General features: G+C 66.4%; 13 protein-coding genes. 6 read left to right on the top strand and 7 right to left on the bottom strand.

The annotated features are described in order from the left end of the window. Positions 1-27 precede the first annotated feature (27 nt). Positions 28-1212: a porin gene (locus BCEP18194_RS35725; RefSeq protein WP_011356188.1), complete on the top strand. Its 1185-nt coding sequence runs from the start codon at positions 28-30 to the stop codon at positions 1210-1212. A gap of 53 nt (positions 1213-1265) precedes the next feature. Here BCEP18194_RS35725 and BCEP18194_RS35720 read toward each other — a convergent pair whose 3' ends face one another. Further along, a complete protein-coding gene (locus BCEP18194_RS35720; protein WP_011356187.1) occupies positions 1266-2285 on the bottom strand; it encodes a zinc-dependent alcohol dehydrogenase family protein in 1020 nt (339 codons plus the stop codon). Positions 2286-2411: 126 nt separating this feature from the next. On the opposite strand from BCEP18194_RS35720, the gene BCEP18194_RS35715 reads away from it, so the two are divergent. The 3 genes from BCEP18194_RS35715 (at position 2412) to BCEP18194_RS35705 (ending at position 5961) form a co-directional block, all read left to right on the top strand. Continuing rightward, positions 2412-3323 carry a LysR family transcriptional regulator gene (locus BCEP18194_RS35715; RefSeq protein ID WP_011356186.1) on the top strand — a complete coding sequence of 304 codons (912 nt, stop codon included), beginning with the start codon at positions 2412-2414 and terminating at the stop codon, positions 3321-3323. 232 nt (positions 3324-3555) lie between these two features. After that, positions 3556-4449 carry a DMT family transporter gene (locus tag BCEP18194_RS35710; RefSeq protein WP_011356185.1) on the top strand — a complete coding sequence of 298 codons (894 nt, stop codon included), beginning with the start codon at positions 3556-3558 and terminating at the stop codon, positions 4447-4449. A gap of 204 nt (positions 4450-4653) precedes the next feature. Continuing rightward, positions 4654-5961, top strand: a complete 1308-nt coding sequence (locus BCEP18194_RS35705; protein WP_041493652.1) for an MFS transporter — start codon at positions 4654-4656, stop codon at positions 5959-5961. 82 nt (positions 5962-6043) lie between these two features. Here BCEP18194_RS35705 and csgH read toward each other — a convergent pair whose 3' ends face one another. From csgH to BCEP18194_RS38890, 6 genes are all read right to left on the bottom strand, one after another. Then, a complete protein-coding gene (csgH, locus tag BCEP18194_RS35700) occupies positions 6044-6364 on the bottom strand; it encodes a curli-like amyloid fiber formation chaperone CsgH (RefSeq protein WP_011356183.1) in 321 nt (106 codons plus the stop codon). A 71-nt stretch (positions 6365-6435) separates the two neighbouring features. Continuing rightward, positions 6436-7809: a curlin associated protein gene (locus BCEP18194_RS35695; RefSeq protein ID WP_011356182.1), complete on the bottom strand. Its 1374-nt coding sequence runs from the start codon at positions 7807-7809 to the stop codon at positions 6436-6438. Positions 7810-7940: 131 nt separating this feature from the next. Next, entirely contained in the window at positions 7941-8483 is a 543-nt protein-coding gene (locus BCEP18194_RS38895; RefSeq protein WP_011356181.1) for a hypothetical protein, read from the bottom strand. Between the two features lie 29 nt (positions 8484-8512). Further along, positions 8513-9451, bottom strand: a complete 939-nt coding sequence (locus BCEP18194_RS35685; protein WP_011356180.1) for a CsgG/HfaB family protein — start codon at positions 9449-9451, stop codon at positions 8513-8515. A 25-nt stretch (positions 9452-9476) separates the two neighbouring features. Then, on the bottom strand, positions 9477-9899 hold the full coding sequence (locus BCEP18194_RS35680; RefSeq protein WP_241026793.1) for a curli assembly protein CsgF: 423 nt from the start codon (positions 9897-9899) through the stop codon (positions 9477-9479). A gap of 45 nt (positions 9900-9944) precedes the next feature. Next, complete coding sequence (locus BCEP18194_RS38890; RefSeq protein WP_011356178.1) at positions 9945-10550, bottom strand: CsgE family curli-type amyloid fiber assembly protein; 606 nt, start codon at positions 10548-10550, stop codon at positions 9945-9947. A 459-nt stretch (positions 10551-11009) separates the two neighbouring features. Between BCEP18194_RS38890 and BCEP18194_RS35670 the strand changes: the two genes are divergently transcribed. Next, positions 11010-11729, top strand: a complete 720-nt coding sequence (locus tag BCEP18194_RS35670) for an SDR family oxidoreductase (RefSeq protein WP_011356177.1) — start codon at positions 11010-11012, stop codon at positions 11727-11729. A 212-nt stretch (positions 11730-11941) separates the two neighbouring features. Then, positions 11942-13900, top strand: a complete 1959-nt coding sequence (locus BCEP18194_RS35665) for an arylsulfatase (protein WP_011356176.1) — start codon at positions 11942-11944, stop codon at positions 13898-13900. Positions 13901-13909 lie beyond the last annotated feature (9 nt).

Below are 13909 nucleotides of genomic sequence, written 5' to 3'. Positions count from 1 at the left end.
TCACGAAAATATAAATAAGGAAACCGAATGAACTGGAGATCGTTATTCGTCGCGATTCCGGCGCTGTGTGCAGCGCCCGCGTTCGCGCAAGGCAGTGTCACGCTGTACGGCCTCGTCGATGCGGGCATCGACTACACGAACAACGTCGGCGGCCACAGTGCGTGGCAGATGGCGAGCGGCTTCGCGCAGGGCAGCCGCTGGGGGGTGAAGGGCACCGAGGATCTGGGCGGCGGCTACAGCGCGCTGTTCCAGCTCGAGAACGGCTTCAACGTGAACACCGGCACGCTCGCGCAGGGCGGCCGCATGTTCGGGCGGCAGGCCTACGTCGGGCTCGGCAGCGCGCGTTTCGGCACGCTGACGCTCGGCCGGCAATACGATGCGGTGGTCGACTATCTCGCGCCCACGACCGCAAACGGCAGCTGGGGCGTCTACCCGTTCTCGCATCCGCTCGACAACGACAACACCGGCAACACGTTTCGCGTGAACAACACGGTGAAGTATGCGAGCCCGGATTTTGCCGGCTTCTCGTTCGGCGGCACGTACAGCTTCAGCAACGACACGGGCTTCGCGAACAACCGGCAGTGGAGCGTCGGCGCGCAGTACGAGCAGGGCGGGTTGCTCGTCGGCGCGGCTTTCCTGAATGCGGACAACCCGGGCGCAACGTCGGGCGGCGCGATCGCGGGCTCGGGATCGGTCGGCGCCGATGCGAACTTCGCGTCGGCGCGGCTGCGGATCTTCGGTGCGGGCATCAACTACACGGCGGGGCCGGCGACGGTCGGGTTCGCGTACACGAACAGCAACGTCACGCGGCCGACCGCGAACGTCGGCTACCTGTTCGGCGACGAAACGATCGAGCCGGTGACCGGCCCGCTCGCGGGTGGCACGGTGTCGGCGATCAAGTACCAGAACTTCGAGGTGAACGGCAAATACCAGTTCACGCCCGCGCTGTTCGTCGGTGCGCAGTACGTGTACACGACGGTACGCTATGACGCGACGACGGGCAGCGCGAAGCCGAAGATCCATTCGCTCGGGCTGATGGCCGACTACAACCTGTCGAAGCGCACGGACGTGTACCTGATGGGCGCGTACCAGCGGATCGCGGGCGATGCGACGGGGTCGTCGCTCGACCAGGCCTATATTCCCGGCGCGGCGGACCTGTCGTCGACCTCGAAGCAGCTGATGGTTCACGCGGGGATCCGTCACAAGTTCTGACGGCGCGATGACGGAAGAGGTGGCGGGCCGAACTGCCCGCCGCCTCGACGCGCTTACTGCGCGACGCGAATCACGACCTTGCCGAAGTGCTGCCCCGACTGCAGGTACGCATACGCCTGCGGTGCTTCGTCGAAGCCGAACACGCGATCGACCACCGGCTTGATCCGCTTCGCGTCGACCAGCCGCACGACGTCGTCGAGCATCGCGCGGCTGCCGACCATGATCCCGTGCAACTGGCGGATCCCGCCGATCAGCGACAGCAGCCCGAGTTCGGGGCCGGCGAAGCTGCTGAGGCCGCCGATTACCGACACGATGCCGCCCATCTTCGTCGCGGCGACCGAGCGCGGCAGCGTATCCTTGCCGCCGACTTCAACGACCAGACCCGCCCCCGCGCCGCCGGTGAGCCGCAGCACTTCGTGCTGCCAGTCGGGCGTCGCGCGATAGTTGATGGTTGCGTCCGCACCGAGTGCGCGGGCGCGTTCGAGCTTCGCATCGCTCGACGACGTGACGATGGTGCGCAGCCCCGCCGCACGCGCGAGTTGCAATGCGACGATCGACACGCCGCCCGTGCCGAGCAGCACGACGGTCGCGCCGGGCCCCAGGCCGCCGTCGGCGAACAGTGCGTTCCACGCGGTGATGCCCGCGCACGACAGCGTCGCCGCCTCGTCGTAGTTCAGGTGCGCGGGAATCGCGACCAGCGCGGCTTCGTCGGACACGAAATGTTCGGCCAGCACGCCGTCGAATTGTGCGCCGGGCGATCCGGATACTTTCCGCGGCGTCGGCGGCCCGTCGATCCAGTGCGGGAAGTACGTGTTGATCACGCGATCGCCCGGCTTGAAGCGCGTGACGTCGCGGCCGGTTTCGATGACTTCGCCGGCGCCGTCGGCAACCGGGATCAGCGCGTCCGTGCCGATGCCGAGATAGTCGCCGCGCGCGAACATCAGGTCGCGGTAGTTCAGTCCGGCTGCGTGGATCTTCACGACCACGTCGGTCGGCCCGACCGCGCGGCGTGTCGCGTCGATGCGCCGAAGCCCGGCCACGCCGTCGCCCGGTTTCACTTGCCATGCGTGCATGTCGACTCCTTTTCGAGATAGAGCGGACTATCATAGTGTTGCGCATGGGGACGCATTGGCGAGAAATCGGCCAATGACTGTCGCCTGTGCGGAAACAACCCTGTGACCCAACCGGAGCGGAATGGCATGGACGAGCGGCTGAGAGGCGTGGCCGAATTTGTCGACGTGGTGGAGTCGGGCAGCTTCGCGGCGGCCGCGCTGCGGCTCGGCGTCACGCGCTCGGCCGTCGCGAAGGTCGTCGCGCGGCTCGAACGCCGTCTCGGCACCCGGCTCCTGCAGCGCACGACGCGCCAGCTCGGCCTGACCGACGAAGGGCTCGTCTACTACGAGCAGTGCCGGCGGCTGCTGGCCGAACTCGGCGAGACGGAGGCCGCGCTCGACGCGGGGCAACGCGAGCCGGCGGGGCGGCTGCGGGTCAGCGTGCCCGTGCTGTTCGGGCGGCAATGCGTGGCGCCCGTCATGCGGCGCCTCGTCGAGCGCCATCCGCGGCTCGAGATCGACGTGTCGTTCAGCGATCGCGTGGCCGACCTGGTCAACGACGGCTTCGACATCGCGGTGCGCATCGGCGAGCTGGCCGATACGAGCGCGCTCGTCGGCCGGAAGCTCGGCGTGCAGCGCATGGGCATCTGCGCGTCGCCCGCGTATCTCGAACGTCATGGCCGGCCGGCGGGGCTCGACGCACTCGCGTCGCACGTCGGCATCGCGTATTCGCGCGGCGGGCAACCGACGCCGTGGCGGGTCGTCGGCGCGGACGGCGCGGTGCACGACCATCGCCCGGCCGGCCGCCTGCGGCTCGACGACCTGCTGGCGATCGCCGATGCGGCCGCCGCCGGCGCGGGCCTCGCATGGCTGCCGTGCTGGCTGATGGCGCCTTACCTGCGCGACGGCCGCCTCGCGCTCGTGATGGACAGCAACAGCGTGTCGGGTGCCGAAGTGTTCGCGGTGCGGCCGGCATCGCGCCAGGTGCCGTCGAAGGTGCGCGTCGTCATCGATGCGCTCGTCGACGAGATACCGCGCATGCTGGCGTCGGATGATTGAGGTTGGCGCGAGATCCCCACGAAGCATGATCGGCTGACGCGGCGTATGATCGTCGCACGCCGAATATACCGGGGGCATGCCGTGATGAAGCGGGAACCGCAGGTCGTCATCGTCGCGACCGTGACCGTACCGAACTTCACCGGTCACCCGGTGCGCCGCTGATGCGCGCACATACACGCGGCCCCGGCGCAAGCGGGGCGGATATCCCGGCGACGACACACTGGGAATGCGCATGACGGCGATCGATACTCCGAATGCCGCCCGGCAACCCGGCTGGCTGCGCATCGCGCCCGCGCTGTTCCTGCTGCTGTGGGCAAGCGGCTTCGTGTTCCTGAAGCTCGGCTTGCGCTATGCCGATCCGCTCACGTTCCTCGCGCTGCGCTATGCCTGCGTCGTCGCGCTGCTCGCCGGCCCGTTCCTGTGGCTGCGCCCCGCGTTGCCGCGCACGGCGCGCGCATGGCGCGATCTCGTCGTGGTCGGCCTGTTGCTGCAGGCCGGCTATTTCGCATTCACGTACCTGAGCCTGAAGCTCGGCATGTCGGCCGGCGCTGTCGCGCTCGTCACGTCGCAGCAGCCGATTCTCGTCGGGCTGCTCGCGCCGATGATTGCCGGCGAGCGCGTCGGCGTGCTGCGCTGGATCGGGCTCGCGCTCGGTGCCGCGGGCGCGGTGCTGGTGATCCTCGCGCGTTCGTCGGTCGACGTCGCGTCGCCTTGGGCGCTCGCGTTCGCCCTGTTCGCGCTCGCATGCATCACCGGCGGCACGCTGTGGGAAAAGCGCTTCGGCACCGACGTGCATCCGGTCACCGCGAACCTCGTGCAGTACACGGTCGGCCTGGCGGTCACCGCGCCGCTCGGGTTCGCGCTCGAACCGATGCACGTGCAATGGACCGCCGGGCTCGCCGGTTCGCTCGCGTACCTCGTCATCTGCAACTCGCTGATCGCGATCTCGCTGCTGCTCGCGATGGTGCGGTACGGCGAGGCGTCGCGCGTGTCGGCGCTGTTCTTCCTGATCCCGCCCGCGACCGCGCTGATCGCACTCGTCGCGCTGGGCGAGACGATCGGCGCGCTCGCGTGGCCGGGCATGGCACTCGCGGCCGCCGGGCTGTTTCTCGTGATGCGTTACTGAGCCGAATCGACCCATACGCACGCGGGGCGCCGATCGCCACACGCATCTCACATATCGAGATGACGTCCCGGTAATTGACGCGAAATTCACGCGGCTCCTAGACTGGCCTGGATGACGCCGCGCCTCACGCGGCGCGACGCTGCCGCCGCGTGCGGCGGCCGTACCGTCCCGCACGACGCGCGGGACGAACCAGGAGACACACCGATGACCGCTGCCGCCCCGCCGTTGCACGCCGCGACGATGCGACGCCTGAACCTGCGCCTGATTCCGTTCCTGATGCTGCTGTATCTCGTCGCGTATATCGACCGCTCGAACATCTCGGTCGCGGCGCTGCAGATGAACGCCGATCTCGGGCTGAGCGCCGAAATGTACGGGTTGGGCGCGGGGCTGTTCTACGTGACCTACATCCTGTTCGAGGTGCCGAGCAACCTGTTCCTCGCGCGCGTCGGCGCACGCCGCTGGATCGCGCGGATCATGATCACGTGGGGCATCGTCGCGGCCGCGATGAGCACCGTCCATACGCCGGGGCAACTCTATGCGATGCGCCTGCTGCTCGGCGCGGCGGAAGCGGGATTCACGCCGGGAATCATCTACTACCTGTCGGCGTGGTATCCGCCGAGCGATCGTGCGCGCGCGATGTCGTTCTTCTATATCGGCGCGACGCTCGCGTCGGTGATCGGGTTGCCGCTGTCCGGCGCGCTGCTGAACCTGAACGGCGTGCTGGGCATCGAAGGCTGGCGCTGGCTGTTCCTGCTCGAAGGCGTGCCCGCGCTGCTGCTCGGGTTCGTCGTGCTGCGCCGCCTGCCCGACACGCCCGCGCATGCACGCTGGCTGCCGGCCGACGAGCGCGCGTGGCTCGAAGCGACGCTGCGCGACAGCGCGCCGCGCGAGCACCTGTCGCATGGCGCCGCGCTGCGGCGTGCGTTCGGCGACGGCAAGGTGTGGGCGCTCGCCGCGTTCTGGCTGCTGCAGGCATTCGGCACGATCGGCCTCACGCTGTTCCTGCCGCTGCTCGTGAAGAGCCTGTCGGGACAATCGAGTTTCGCGGTCGGCAGCCTGTCCGCGCTGCCGTTCCTGTTCGCGTGCGTCGCGATGTACGTGAACGGCCGGCATTCGGATCTCGGCGGCGAACGCGCGCTGCATCTCGGCGTGCCGATGCTGCTGGCCGGCGCGTTGCTGATCGCGGCGATCTATACGCCGACGCTGCCCGTCGCGTATGCGCTGCTCGTGCTCGCGGTCGGCTTCAACTGGGCCGCGACGCCCGTGTTCTGGGCCGTGACGACCGAGTACGTGTCGGGGCTCACGGCCGCCGCGTCGATCGCGTTGATCAACGCGGTCGCGAACATCGCGGGGCTTGCGCTGCCGCCGGTGATGGGGCGGATCAAGGACGTCACGCATGCGTACGACCTCGCGCTGCTGCTCGTCGCGGTCGCGCTGCTGGCCGGCGGCGTGCTGGCGTTGCGGATCGCGTCGCGACGCACGATGCCGGTCGCGGCGGGGCGGGCCGGCTGACGACGGCGCGCGCGGATGCCGGGAGCGTCGGGCCGCCGACGCATGCCCGGCATGCGGCACGACGCGCCGGCGCCGCACCGGTTCAATTCGACGCCCGCTGCGGATTGCAGTCCACCGAATACTCCGCGTGCTCGCCATTGACGTGCAGCACCAGCGTCGCCTTGCAGATATCGCCCGAATCGACGCTCAGCCGCAGCGTCGCGAGCGGCCGATCCTCGCCGCCGGCGAGTCGCGATTCGCCGGAGCGTGTCAGCGAGGCCGAGCCGGCGCCGCCGGTTTTGGTGATGCGCAGGCTGTACGACACGTCGACCGGCGCGGCCGCCTGCACGTGCGGCACGATGTTCACGCCGCCGGCACTGGCGGCGACGTCGAAATAGGCGTTGAGATCGTGAATGCCAACCATGATCGTCCCCTGTCGAATGAAAAAAAGGCCGAACGGGCAACCGTCCGGCCTTTTCGTGACGCCGGCGGTGCTTAGTGCTGCTTGAGCGAAACGGTGTTGTAGGCGCCGTTCTGGTTGATGCTCGCGTAGTTCGCGTTGCCTTGCTGTACCAGCGTGGCGTTGTTGAAGTAGCCGTTCTGCGTCACGTAGCCCTGGTTGCCCGAGCCCGACACTTGCGATGCGTTGATGATGTTGAAGCCACCGGCCTGCGAGAGGCTCAGCACGTCATCCGCACCCGTCTGCGATGCATTGGCGTAGTTGCCGATGTCGCCCGACTGGCTCACCGTCGTCGACGAGCCCGATGCCGTTTGCGCCACAGACGCCTGGTTGTCCGCCGAAGCCTGCGTGATGGATGCCGACGAACCGGCCGAGTTGTTTTGCGAGATCGACGCCGTGTTGAACGCGGCCGTTTGCGTGATGGACGCGCTGTTGCCGTAGCCGTACTGCTGCGTGATCGTCGCGTTGTTCGACGCTGCCGACTGGTTGATCGTCGCGTTGTCGCCGAACTCGAACCACTGATTGACCGTCGCGTTGTTGCCGTCGGCGGTCTGCGTGATCGACGTCGTGTTGCCGGCCGCCGCGATCTGGTTCACCGTCGCGTTGTTGCCGTTCACGCCACCCGATTGCGAGATCGTCGTGTTGTTGCCGCCGCCGAACCACGAGCTCACGGTGGCGGTTTCGGTGCCGCTCTGGGTCGTCGTGACCCGGTCGCCACTTTCGGCGAACTGCGTCACGCTGGCGTTGGTCGTGCCGCCCGTTTGCGTGATCGACGTCGCGTTCCCGCCGGCCCAGGTCGTCTGGACGTTCGCGGTGCCGTTGTTGCCGGTCTGCGTGATGCCGACGGTGTTGCCGGTCGTGTCCGCCTGCGTCACCGTCGCGTTGTTGCCGATCGCCGACTGGCTCGGCGTGCCCTGGTTGATCGTCACGGTGTTCCAGCCGCCGCCCGATTGCGAAATCGACGCGCTGTCGATGTAGCTGTACTGGTTGATCGTGTTGGTGTCGTATTGCGGGCCGCCGGTGTAAACCGACGCCGATTGCGTGATGGTCGCCGAGAAATCGCCGCCGCCGGATTGCGTCACGTAGTTCCGCTCGTTCGACGTGTTCGTCTGCGACACGTTCACGCTCGAATACGGCTGCGCCCACCAGGAGTTCTGCTGGATCACGGTCGTGTCGCCGTTGCCGCCCTGGGTCGTCACGTTGGCGACGAACCCGTAGCGGGGATCGTTGCCGGCTGCCGACTGGTTGATCGTCACCGAATCACCGCTCGTCGCCGTCTGTTCGACGGTTGCCGAGTTGAAGTTGCCGGATTGTCCGATGTTCACGTTGTTCCCCGACGAATCGGCCTGTGCGGCAGCCGATGCGAGCATCAGCACTGCGATTGCGATTGCAGACTTGGTCACCTTCATTTGTTGCTCCTGATTCGAAAGAAAATTCGCCGGAAAAGTCGATCTTTAGCCGGCACCCCCGCCAATTGAGGACGCTCTCACGTCCACACCTCACACCACTTCGAGCAAAGCACGTGCAAACCGCGTAACCGTTACCGCGTCACCACCGTGGCGCGCGCGCCGTTGCCGGTCTGGATCACCTGGATGCCGGTGTTCGATCCGCCCTGCACGATGTTCACCGCGTTGTTGATGCCGTTCTGCGTGACGCGCGCCGACAGCGACGTGCCGACCTGCGTCGATTCGACCGAATTGCCGACGCCGTTCTGTTGCACCTGCAACGTGTTGCCGTTGCCGCGCTGGGTCGCATTCAATGTGTTGCCCAGGCCGACCTGCGACGCCGCGATCCAGTTCTGCGCACCGGTCTGCCGCGCGACGATCGCGTTGCCGTCGCCGGCCTGCCAGATCAGCGCACCGTTGTGGCCCGCCTGGTCGAGCGATGCGTTATTGCCGACGCCGCTCTGCCGGACCGCGACGATGTTGCCGCTGTAGTCGAACGCGGGTTCCGGCGGGCCGAGGTCGTTGAGCGGCACGGGTGCCGCCGACGCCGCCTGCATCGCTGCTGCTGCCCCCACGATCGCGAGCACCCGTCGCATCGCGCGGGCGCGCCCGTTCCGATCACGCTGTCGATTCATCATGTTTTCTCCGCTGGCCGGCGTGATGCCGGTTAATGAGTGGACGCAGCCGAACGATCGATCTTCTGCGGGTCGTACGCGGTGTTCGCGTCCTCCATGTCCTGCGCGTATTTCCGGTCTTCCTGCAGATACCGCTGCATCGTCGGGTCGTACCAGTCCTGATCGTTCTTCAGCACCCAGGTCTGGTTCGCGACGCCCTGGACGATCAGGTGCGTGAGCGCCGATTCGATCGCTTCGTTCACGCAGATCTGCGCGGGTTCATTACGCGTCAGCCCGGCTTCCGCCTGCAGCAGGTCCTTGAAGCCGACGAAGCGATAGATGCCCGTGTCGACCTGATAGGAGTAGACGGTCTTGGTCGTCGACACGCTGTTGAGCACCTGGCCCGTGCGGATGTCGATCGCGCGCAGGTTGACGGTGACCTGGTCGATCCGGTACTGCGTCGATCCGCTGATCCCGAGGTAGGCGACGCCGGCCCCGCCGGTCCGGACGTTCGTGTCGTAGCCGACGATGCCGCCCTCGAGCACGATGTTCGCGGGCATCAGCGGCGCCATCGCGTCGTTCTGCGCCTTCTTCGCATCCGAGCCGTCGGTGGCGCGCATGATCTTGCGTTCGGTCAGCAGATCCTGCAGGTTCTCGCGTTCCACCGGCGTGAACCAGCCGGAGTCGCGCATCGCCTTGACGAGGAACGACGCGCCGCCCTGCGTGACCTGCGACGAGAAGGAGCTGTCCGGCGAGGCCTTGTACTGCCCCGTCAGGTCGCGAAAGCCGTACACGGCCGCGACGATCTTGCCCTTCGGCGGCGGGAGATGCGTGAGGTCGCGCGTGGTGCGCGTCGGCGGCGTCAGCGTCGCGTTGCTCAGTGCCGGCATCGGCCGCGTGACGCAGCCGACCAGCGACAGCAGCAACACCGCACCCATCGCGATCCGTGTCATCCCCGTGTTGAAGCGAGTGCGTTCAGCATTTTTTTTCATGATTCGCTCAGTCGTTTTTTTCGATTTATTGGCCGTTGCTGACGATGAACGTCGAGGTCGCACCCGTCGTCTTGTCGGTGGTCGTCACTTGCAGGCTGCCGTTGCCGGCTGCACTCACGACGATCGTGAAGTTGCCGGTGCTGATCGTCCCCGGCTTGAGCTCGCCGTTGGTGCCGACGATCGAGTTCGTCACCGAGCCGGCGACGCGCGACAGGATCGCCTGCTGCAGCTGCGCATTGAACTGGTCGAGCGACGACGTGGACGTCGGCGACGAATACGCCGACAGCGACGGATCCGTGTGCTTGTTCTGCGCATTGGCCTCGTTGAGCAGATTCGGGCCGTTTGCCGGGTTGCCGCCGAAGTTCGGGTTGTTCGGCTGGTAAACCAGCGTCGACGACCACGCATACGGCGACACCGCGGTCATCGCGACCAGGGCGATCAAGCTCAATCTGATTCGATTCATTTTCCCTAACCCCTGTTTTTGATTAATCGACTAAATCTCGTCTTTGGCCAGATCCGAATCGGGAAACAACAAATTCGACAGATCGTCCTGAATGACGGTTTGAAAGGAAATATTGGCGGCGCTTTCCGCCACGGCCTTGACGTTGGCCCGTGCGATCGGCAGGAAGGTCTGGAATACGCGTTTTTGCTGGAATTCGACCCAGATCAGGCTGCCGTATCGCCCGGACGGGCGTTCGTGAATGGCGACCATGTAGCGCTCGCTCAGCGGGATTTCCGACCACGTCTGCGAGAAGTAGGTATAGAAATCGCGGCCGGCGAGCGTCACGGCATCGGTCGTGACCGTGCCGCCGAGCTGGTCTTCCGGAAGGGCATGGCGGGCGGCGGCCTGGGCACCGGCCGACGCGGCGCCGGTGGCCGGCTTCGCCGTGGCCGGGCCCGCGCCGGGCGCGGGCTTCGGTGCTTCGAGGACGCGTTCGGCGTTCAGCAGCGTCGAGGGCGGCGCAATCGGATGTCCGCCGTTCGCCGCGGCGGCAGGCGCCACGTCGACGGTGTCTTGTGCCAGTGCGTGTGCCGTCGCGAATAGCGACAGGCACGTCACGGCCCCCCAGGCCAATCGCCTGCTTGCGCTCGATACCATTTCCCCGACCCCGGAATCATTTGTACGAAATAAGGTGCCGCCCGATTTTCGGGTTATTCGTTCCTGGTCGAACGCGGCACATGGTGGGGGGAGTCAGCAAGAGGCATGCCTGCCGCTGTTTTAAACGGTTTATATTTTTAAGTCGTTATTCGTCTAATTTTTGGGTGCCATGTTTCTTTCACGTAAAACGTTTGCGAGTTCGATATTCATTAACAAACTTTCTTTTATAAATGGAGTATTACAATTAAATCAGACGATATTTCCGGAAAATCCTGATTTGGAAATTCCTGGCGATGCTGATCGAAGAAAACGTAACGTGTTGCTACGGGTTCGCCCGTAACGACACGACGTAACGTCCCGTTACGCACGTAGAATCGTCCGACGAAAGTGCAGGTTCCGGGCTTCCGCCCCGGAAACATCTCTCCACGCTATTCACATGAACGGACTTCGGGAGCACGCATGTCATCTCGCACCTATCTCGTCACCGGCGCATCGCGCGGCATCGGCCTCGCGGTCAGCACGTTGCTCGCCCGGCACGGTCATCACGTCATCGGCCTTGCGCGTCACGCGCAGGGCATCGACTTCCCCGGCGAATTGCTCGCGTGCGATCTCGCCGACATCGAGCAGACGGCGGCCACCCTGGCACGCATCAGCGAGCAGCACGATGTCGACGGCATCGTGAACAACGCGGGCATCGTGTTGCCGCAACCGCTGGGACAGATTGATTTCCAGTCGCTGCAGACCGTGTTCGATCTCAACGTGCGGGCCGCGATCCAGGTCACGCAGCACTTCGCGGATGCGATGAAGGCACGCGGCCACGGACGCATCGTCAACATCTGCAGCCGCGCGATTTTCGGCAGCCTCGATCGCACCGCGTATTCCGCCGCGAAGAGTGCGCTCGTCGGCTGCACGCGCACGTGGGCGCTCGAACTCGCCGAACATGGCGTGACCGTCAACGCGGTTGCGCCGGGGCCGATCGAGACGGAGCTGTTCCGGCAGACGCGGCCCGTCGGCAGCGAAGCCGAGCGCAAGGTGCTCGCGACGATCCCCGCGCGCCGGCTCGGCACGTCCGACGACGTGGCCGTGGCGATTGCATTCTTCCTGTCGGACGAGGCGGGCTTCGTCACGGGGCAGGTGCTGGCCGTGGACGGTGGCGGCAGTCTCGGCGGGCGCAGCTGAAGCCGGCGTCGACGCATCGGGCGCCGTAGACGCGGCGCCCGGCAGCGCCGGTTTCTGCGTGCTTTGCGGGCGCGCACATGCGTGTGCGCTGATGGCGGGCATTCTGCTGGCGCGCATATTCCGTCACCCCGTTAGCATGTGACGAATCGGACTTTGGGTGCCGCGTGCGCGACGCTAAGATCGCCGATCCCGTAGATCGAGCGTTCAGAACAATGAAAAAGTCCGCGTCGCCGTTACATGCTTTTCGTTTCCGTGTCGTCTGCGCCGCGATTGCCGGCGCGCTGTCGCTCGCATCGTGCGGCGGCGTCGACAGCGATCCGCCGCCGTCACCCACCAGCACCACGCCGCCGCTGGCTCAGAAGCGCCCGAACATCCTGTACATCATGGCCGACGATCTCGGCTATTCCGACATCCATGCATTCGGCGGCGAGATCAACACGCCGAACCTCGACGCGCTCGTCGCGTCGGGCCGCATCCTGTCGAACCATCACACGGGCACCGTCTGCGCGATCACGCGCGCGATGCTGGTGTCCGGCACCGACCACCATCTCGTCGGCGAAGGCACGATGGGCGTGCCGACCGACGAACGGCGCGGGCTGCCCGGCTACGAGGGCTACCTGAACGATCGTGCATTGTCGTTCGCACAACTATTGAAGGATGCCGGCTATCACACGTACATCGCGGGCAAGTGGCACATCGGCTCGGGGATCGTCGGCAGCGCGACGGGCAGCGGGCAGACGCCGGACCAGTGGGGCTTCGAGCGCAGCTACGTGCTGCTCGGCGGCGCGGCGACGAACCACTTCGCGCACGAGCCGGCCGGCTCGTCGAACTACACGGAAGACGGCCGCTACGTGCAGCCTGGCCAGCCCGGACAGCCGGGCGGCACGGGCGGCAGCCCGGCCGTGTTCTATTCGACCGACTTCTATACGCAGAAGCTGATTTCGTACATCGACTCGAACCAGCGCGACGGCAAGCCGTTCTTCGCGTACGCGGCCTTCACGTCGCCGCACTGGCCGCTGCAGGTACCCGATCCGTGGCTGCACAAGTACGCGGGCGTGTACGACGCCGGCTACGACGCGATCCGCAACGCGCGGATCGCGCGGCAGAAGGCGCTCGGCCTGATCCCCGCCGATTTCAAGCCGTTCGACGGCCTGCCTGAAACGACGGCCGCGTCGCCCGCGACCGCGAACAACGGCACGGCCGCCGCGAAATACATCAGCGCGGTGCATTCGGCCGCGGACGGCTACAGCGACTACGGCCCCGGCAAGGTCGACAAGCTGTGGTCGAGCCTGACGCCGGCCGAGCGCAAGGCGCAGGCGCGCTACATGGAGATCTATGCGGGGATGGTCGAGAACCTCGACTACAACATCGGCCTGCTGATCCAGCACCTGAAGGACATCGGCGAATACGACAACACGTTCATCATGTTCCAGTCGGACAACGGCGCGGAAGGCTGGCCGATCGACGGCGGCGCCGACCCGACGGCGACCGACACCGCGAACGGGCAGGACCCGATCTATTCGACGCTCGGCACCGACAACGGCAAGCAGAACGCGCAGCGCCTGCAGTACGGGTTGCGCTGGGCCGAAGTGAGCGCGTCGCCGTTCCGGCTCACGAAGGGGTATTCCGCTGAAGGCGGCGTATCGACGCCGACGATCGTCCGCCTGCCGGGCCAGACGCAGCAGTTGCCGACGCTGCGCGCCTTCACGCACGTGACCGACAACACGGCGACGTTCCTCGCGGTCGCGGGCGTCACGCCGCCGTCGCAGCCGGCGCCGCCGCTCGTCAACACACTGACGGGTGTCGACCAGAACAAGGGCAAGGTCGTCTACAACAACCGCTACGTGTATCCGGTCACCGGCCAGTCGTTGCTGCCGGTGCTGACGGGCACGGCGACGGGCGAAGTGCATACCGCGCCGTTCGGCGACGAAGCCTACGGCCGTGCATACCTGCGCAGCGCCGACGGCCGCTGGAAGGCCTTGTGGACCGAGCCGCCGCTCGGGCCGCCCGACGGTCACTGGCAGCTGTACGACCTCGCGTCGGATCGCGGCGAGACGACCGACGTGTCCGCGCAGAACCCGTCGGTGATCAGCACGCTCGTCGACCAGTGGAAGACCTACATGAGCAACGTCGGCGGTGTCGAACCGCTGCGTCCGCGCGGCTACTACTGAACCCGGGAG

The organism is Burkholderia lata, assembly GCF_000012945.1.
Lineage (GTDB): Bacteria > Pseudomonadota > Gammaproteobacteria > Burkholderiales > Burkholderiaceae > Burkholderia > Burkholderia lata.
Note: the sequence above shows the minus strand (reverse complement) of the source record. Positions and strands in the feature narration are given on the sequence as shown.

Excerpts from the sequence above, each read along its gene's own strand:
- BCEP18194_RS38895 (WP_011356181.1), bottom strand. The coding sequence starts at position 8,483 with ATGATGAATCGACAGCGTGATCGGAACGGGCGCGCCCGCGCGATGCGA.
- BCEP18194_RS35720 (WP_011356187.1), bottom strand. The coding sequence starts at position 2,285 with ATGCACGCATGGCAAGTGAAACCGGGCGACGGCGTGGCCGGGCTTCGG.
- BCEP18194_RS35695 (WP_011356182.1), bottom strand. The coding sequence starts at position 7,809 with ATGAAGGTGACCAAGTCTGCAATCGCAATCGCAGTGCTGATGCTCGCA.
- csgH (WP_011356183.1), bottom strand. The coding sequence starts at position 6,364 with ATGGTTGGCATTCACGATCTCAACGCCTATTTCGACGTCGCCGCCAGT.
- BCEP18194_RS35670 (WP_011356177.1), top strand. The coding sequence starts at position 11,010 with ATGTCATCTCGCACCTATCTCGTCACCGGCGCATCGCGCGGCATCGGC.
- BCEP18194_RS35725 (WP_011356188.1), top strand. The coding sequence starts at position 28 with ATGAACTGGAGATCGTTATTCGTCGCGATTCCGGCGCTGTGTGCAGCG.
- BCEP18194_RS35710 (WP_011356185.1), top strand. The coding sequence starts at position 3,556 with ATGACGGCGATCGATACTCCGAATGCCGCCCGGCAACCCGGCTGGCTG.
- BCEP18194_RS35665 (WP_011356176.1), top strand. The coding sequence starts at position 11,942 with ATGAAAAAGTCCGCGTCGCCGTTACATGCTTTTCGTTTCCGTGTCGTC.
- BCEP18194_RS35705 (WP_041493652.1), top strand. The coding sequence starts at position 4,654 with ATGACCGCTGCCGCCCCGCCGTTGCACGCCGCGACGATGCGACGCCTG.
- BCEP18194_RS35685 (WP_011356180.1), bottom strand. The coding sequence starts at position 9,451 with ATGAAAAAAAATGCTGAACGCACTCGCTTCAACACGGGGATGACACGG.
- BCEP18194_RS38890 (WP_011356178.1), bottom strand. The coding sequence starts at position 10,550 with ATGGTATCGAGCGCAAGCAGGCGATTGGCCTGGGGGGCCGTGACGTGC.
- BCEP18194_RS35715 (WP_011356186.1), top strand. The coding sequence starts at position 2,412 with ATGGACGAGCGGCTGAGAGGCGTGGCCGAATTTGTCGACGTGGTGGAG.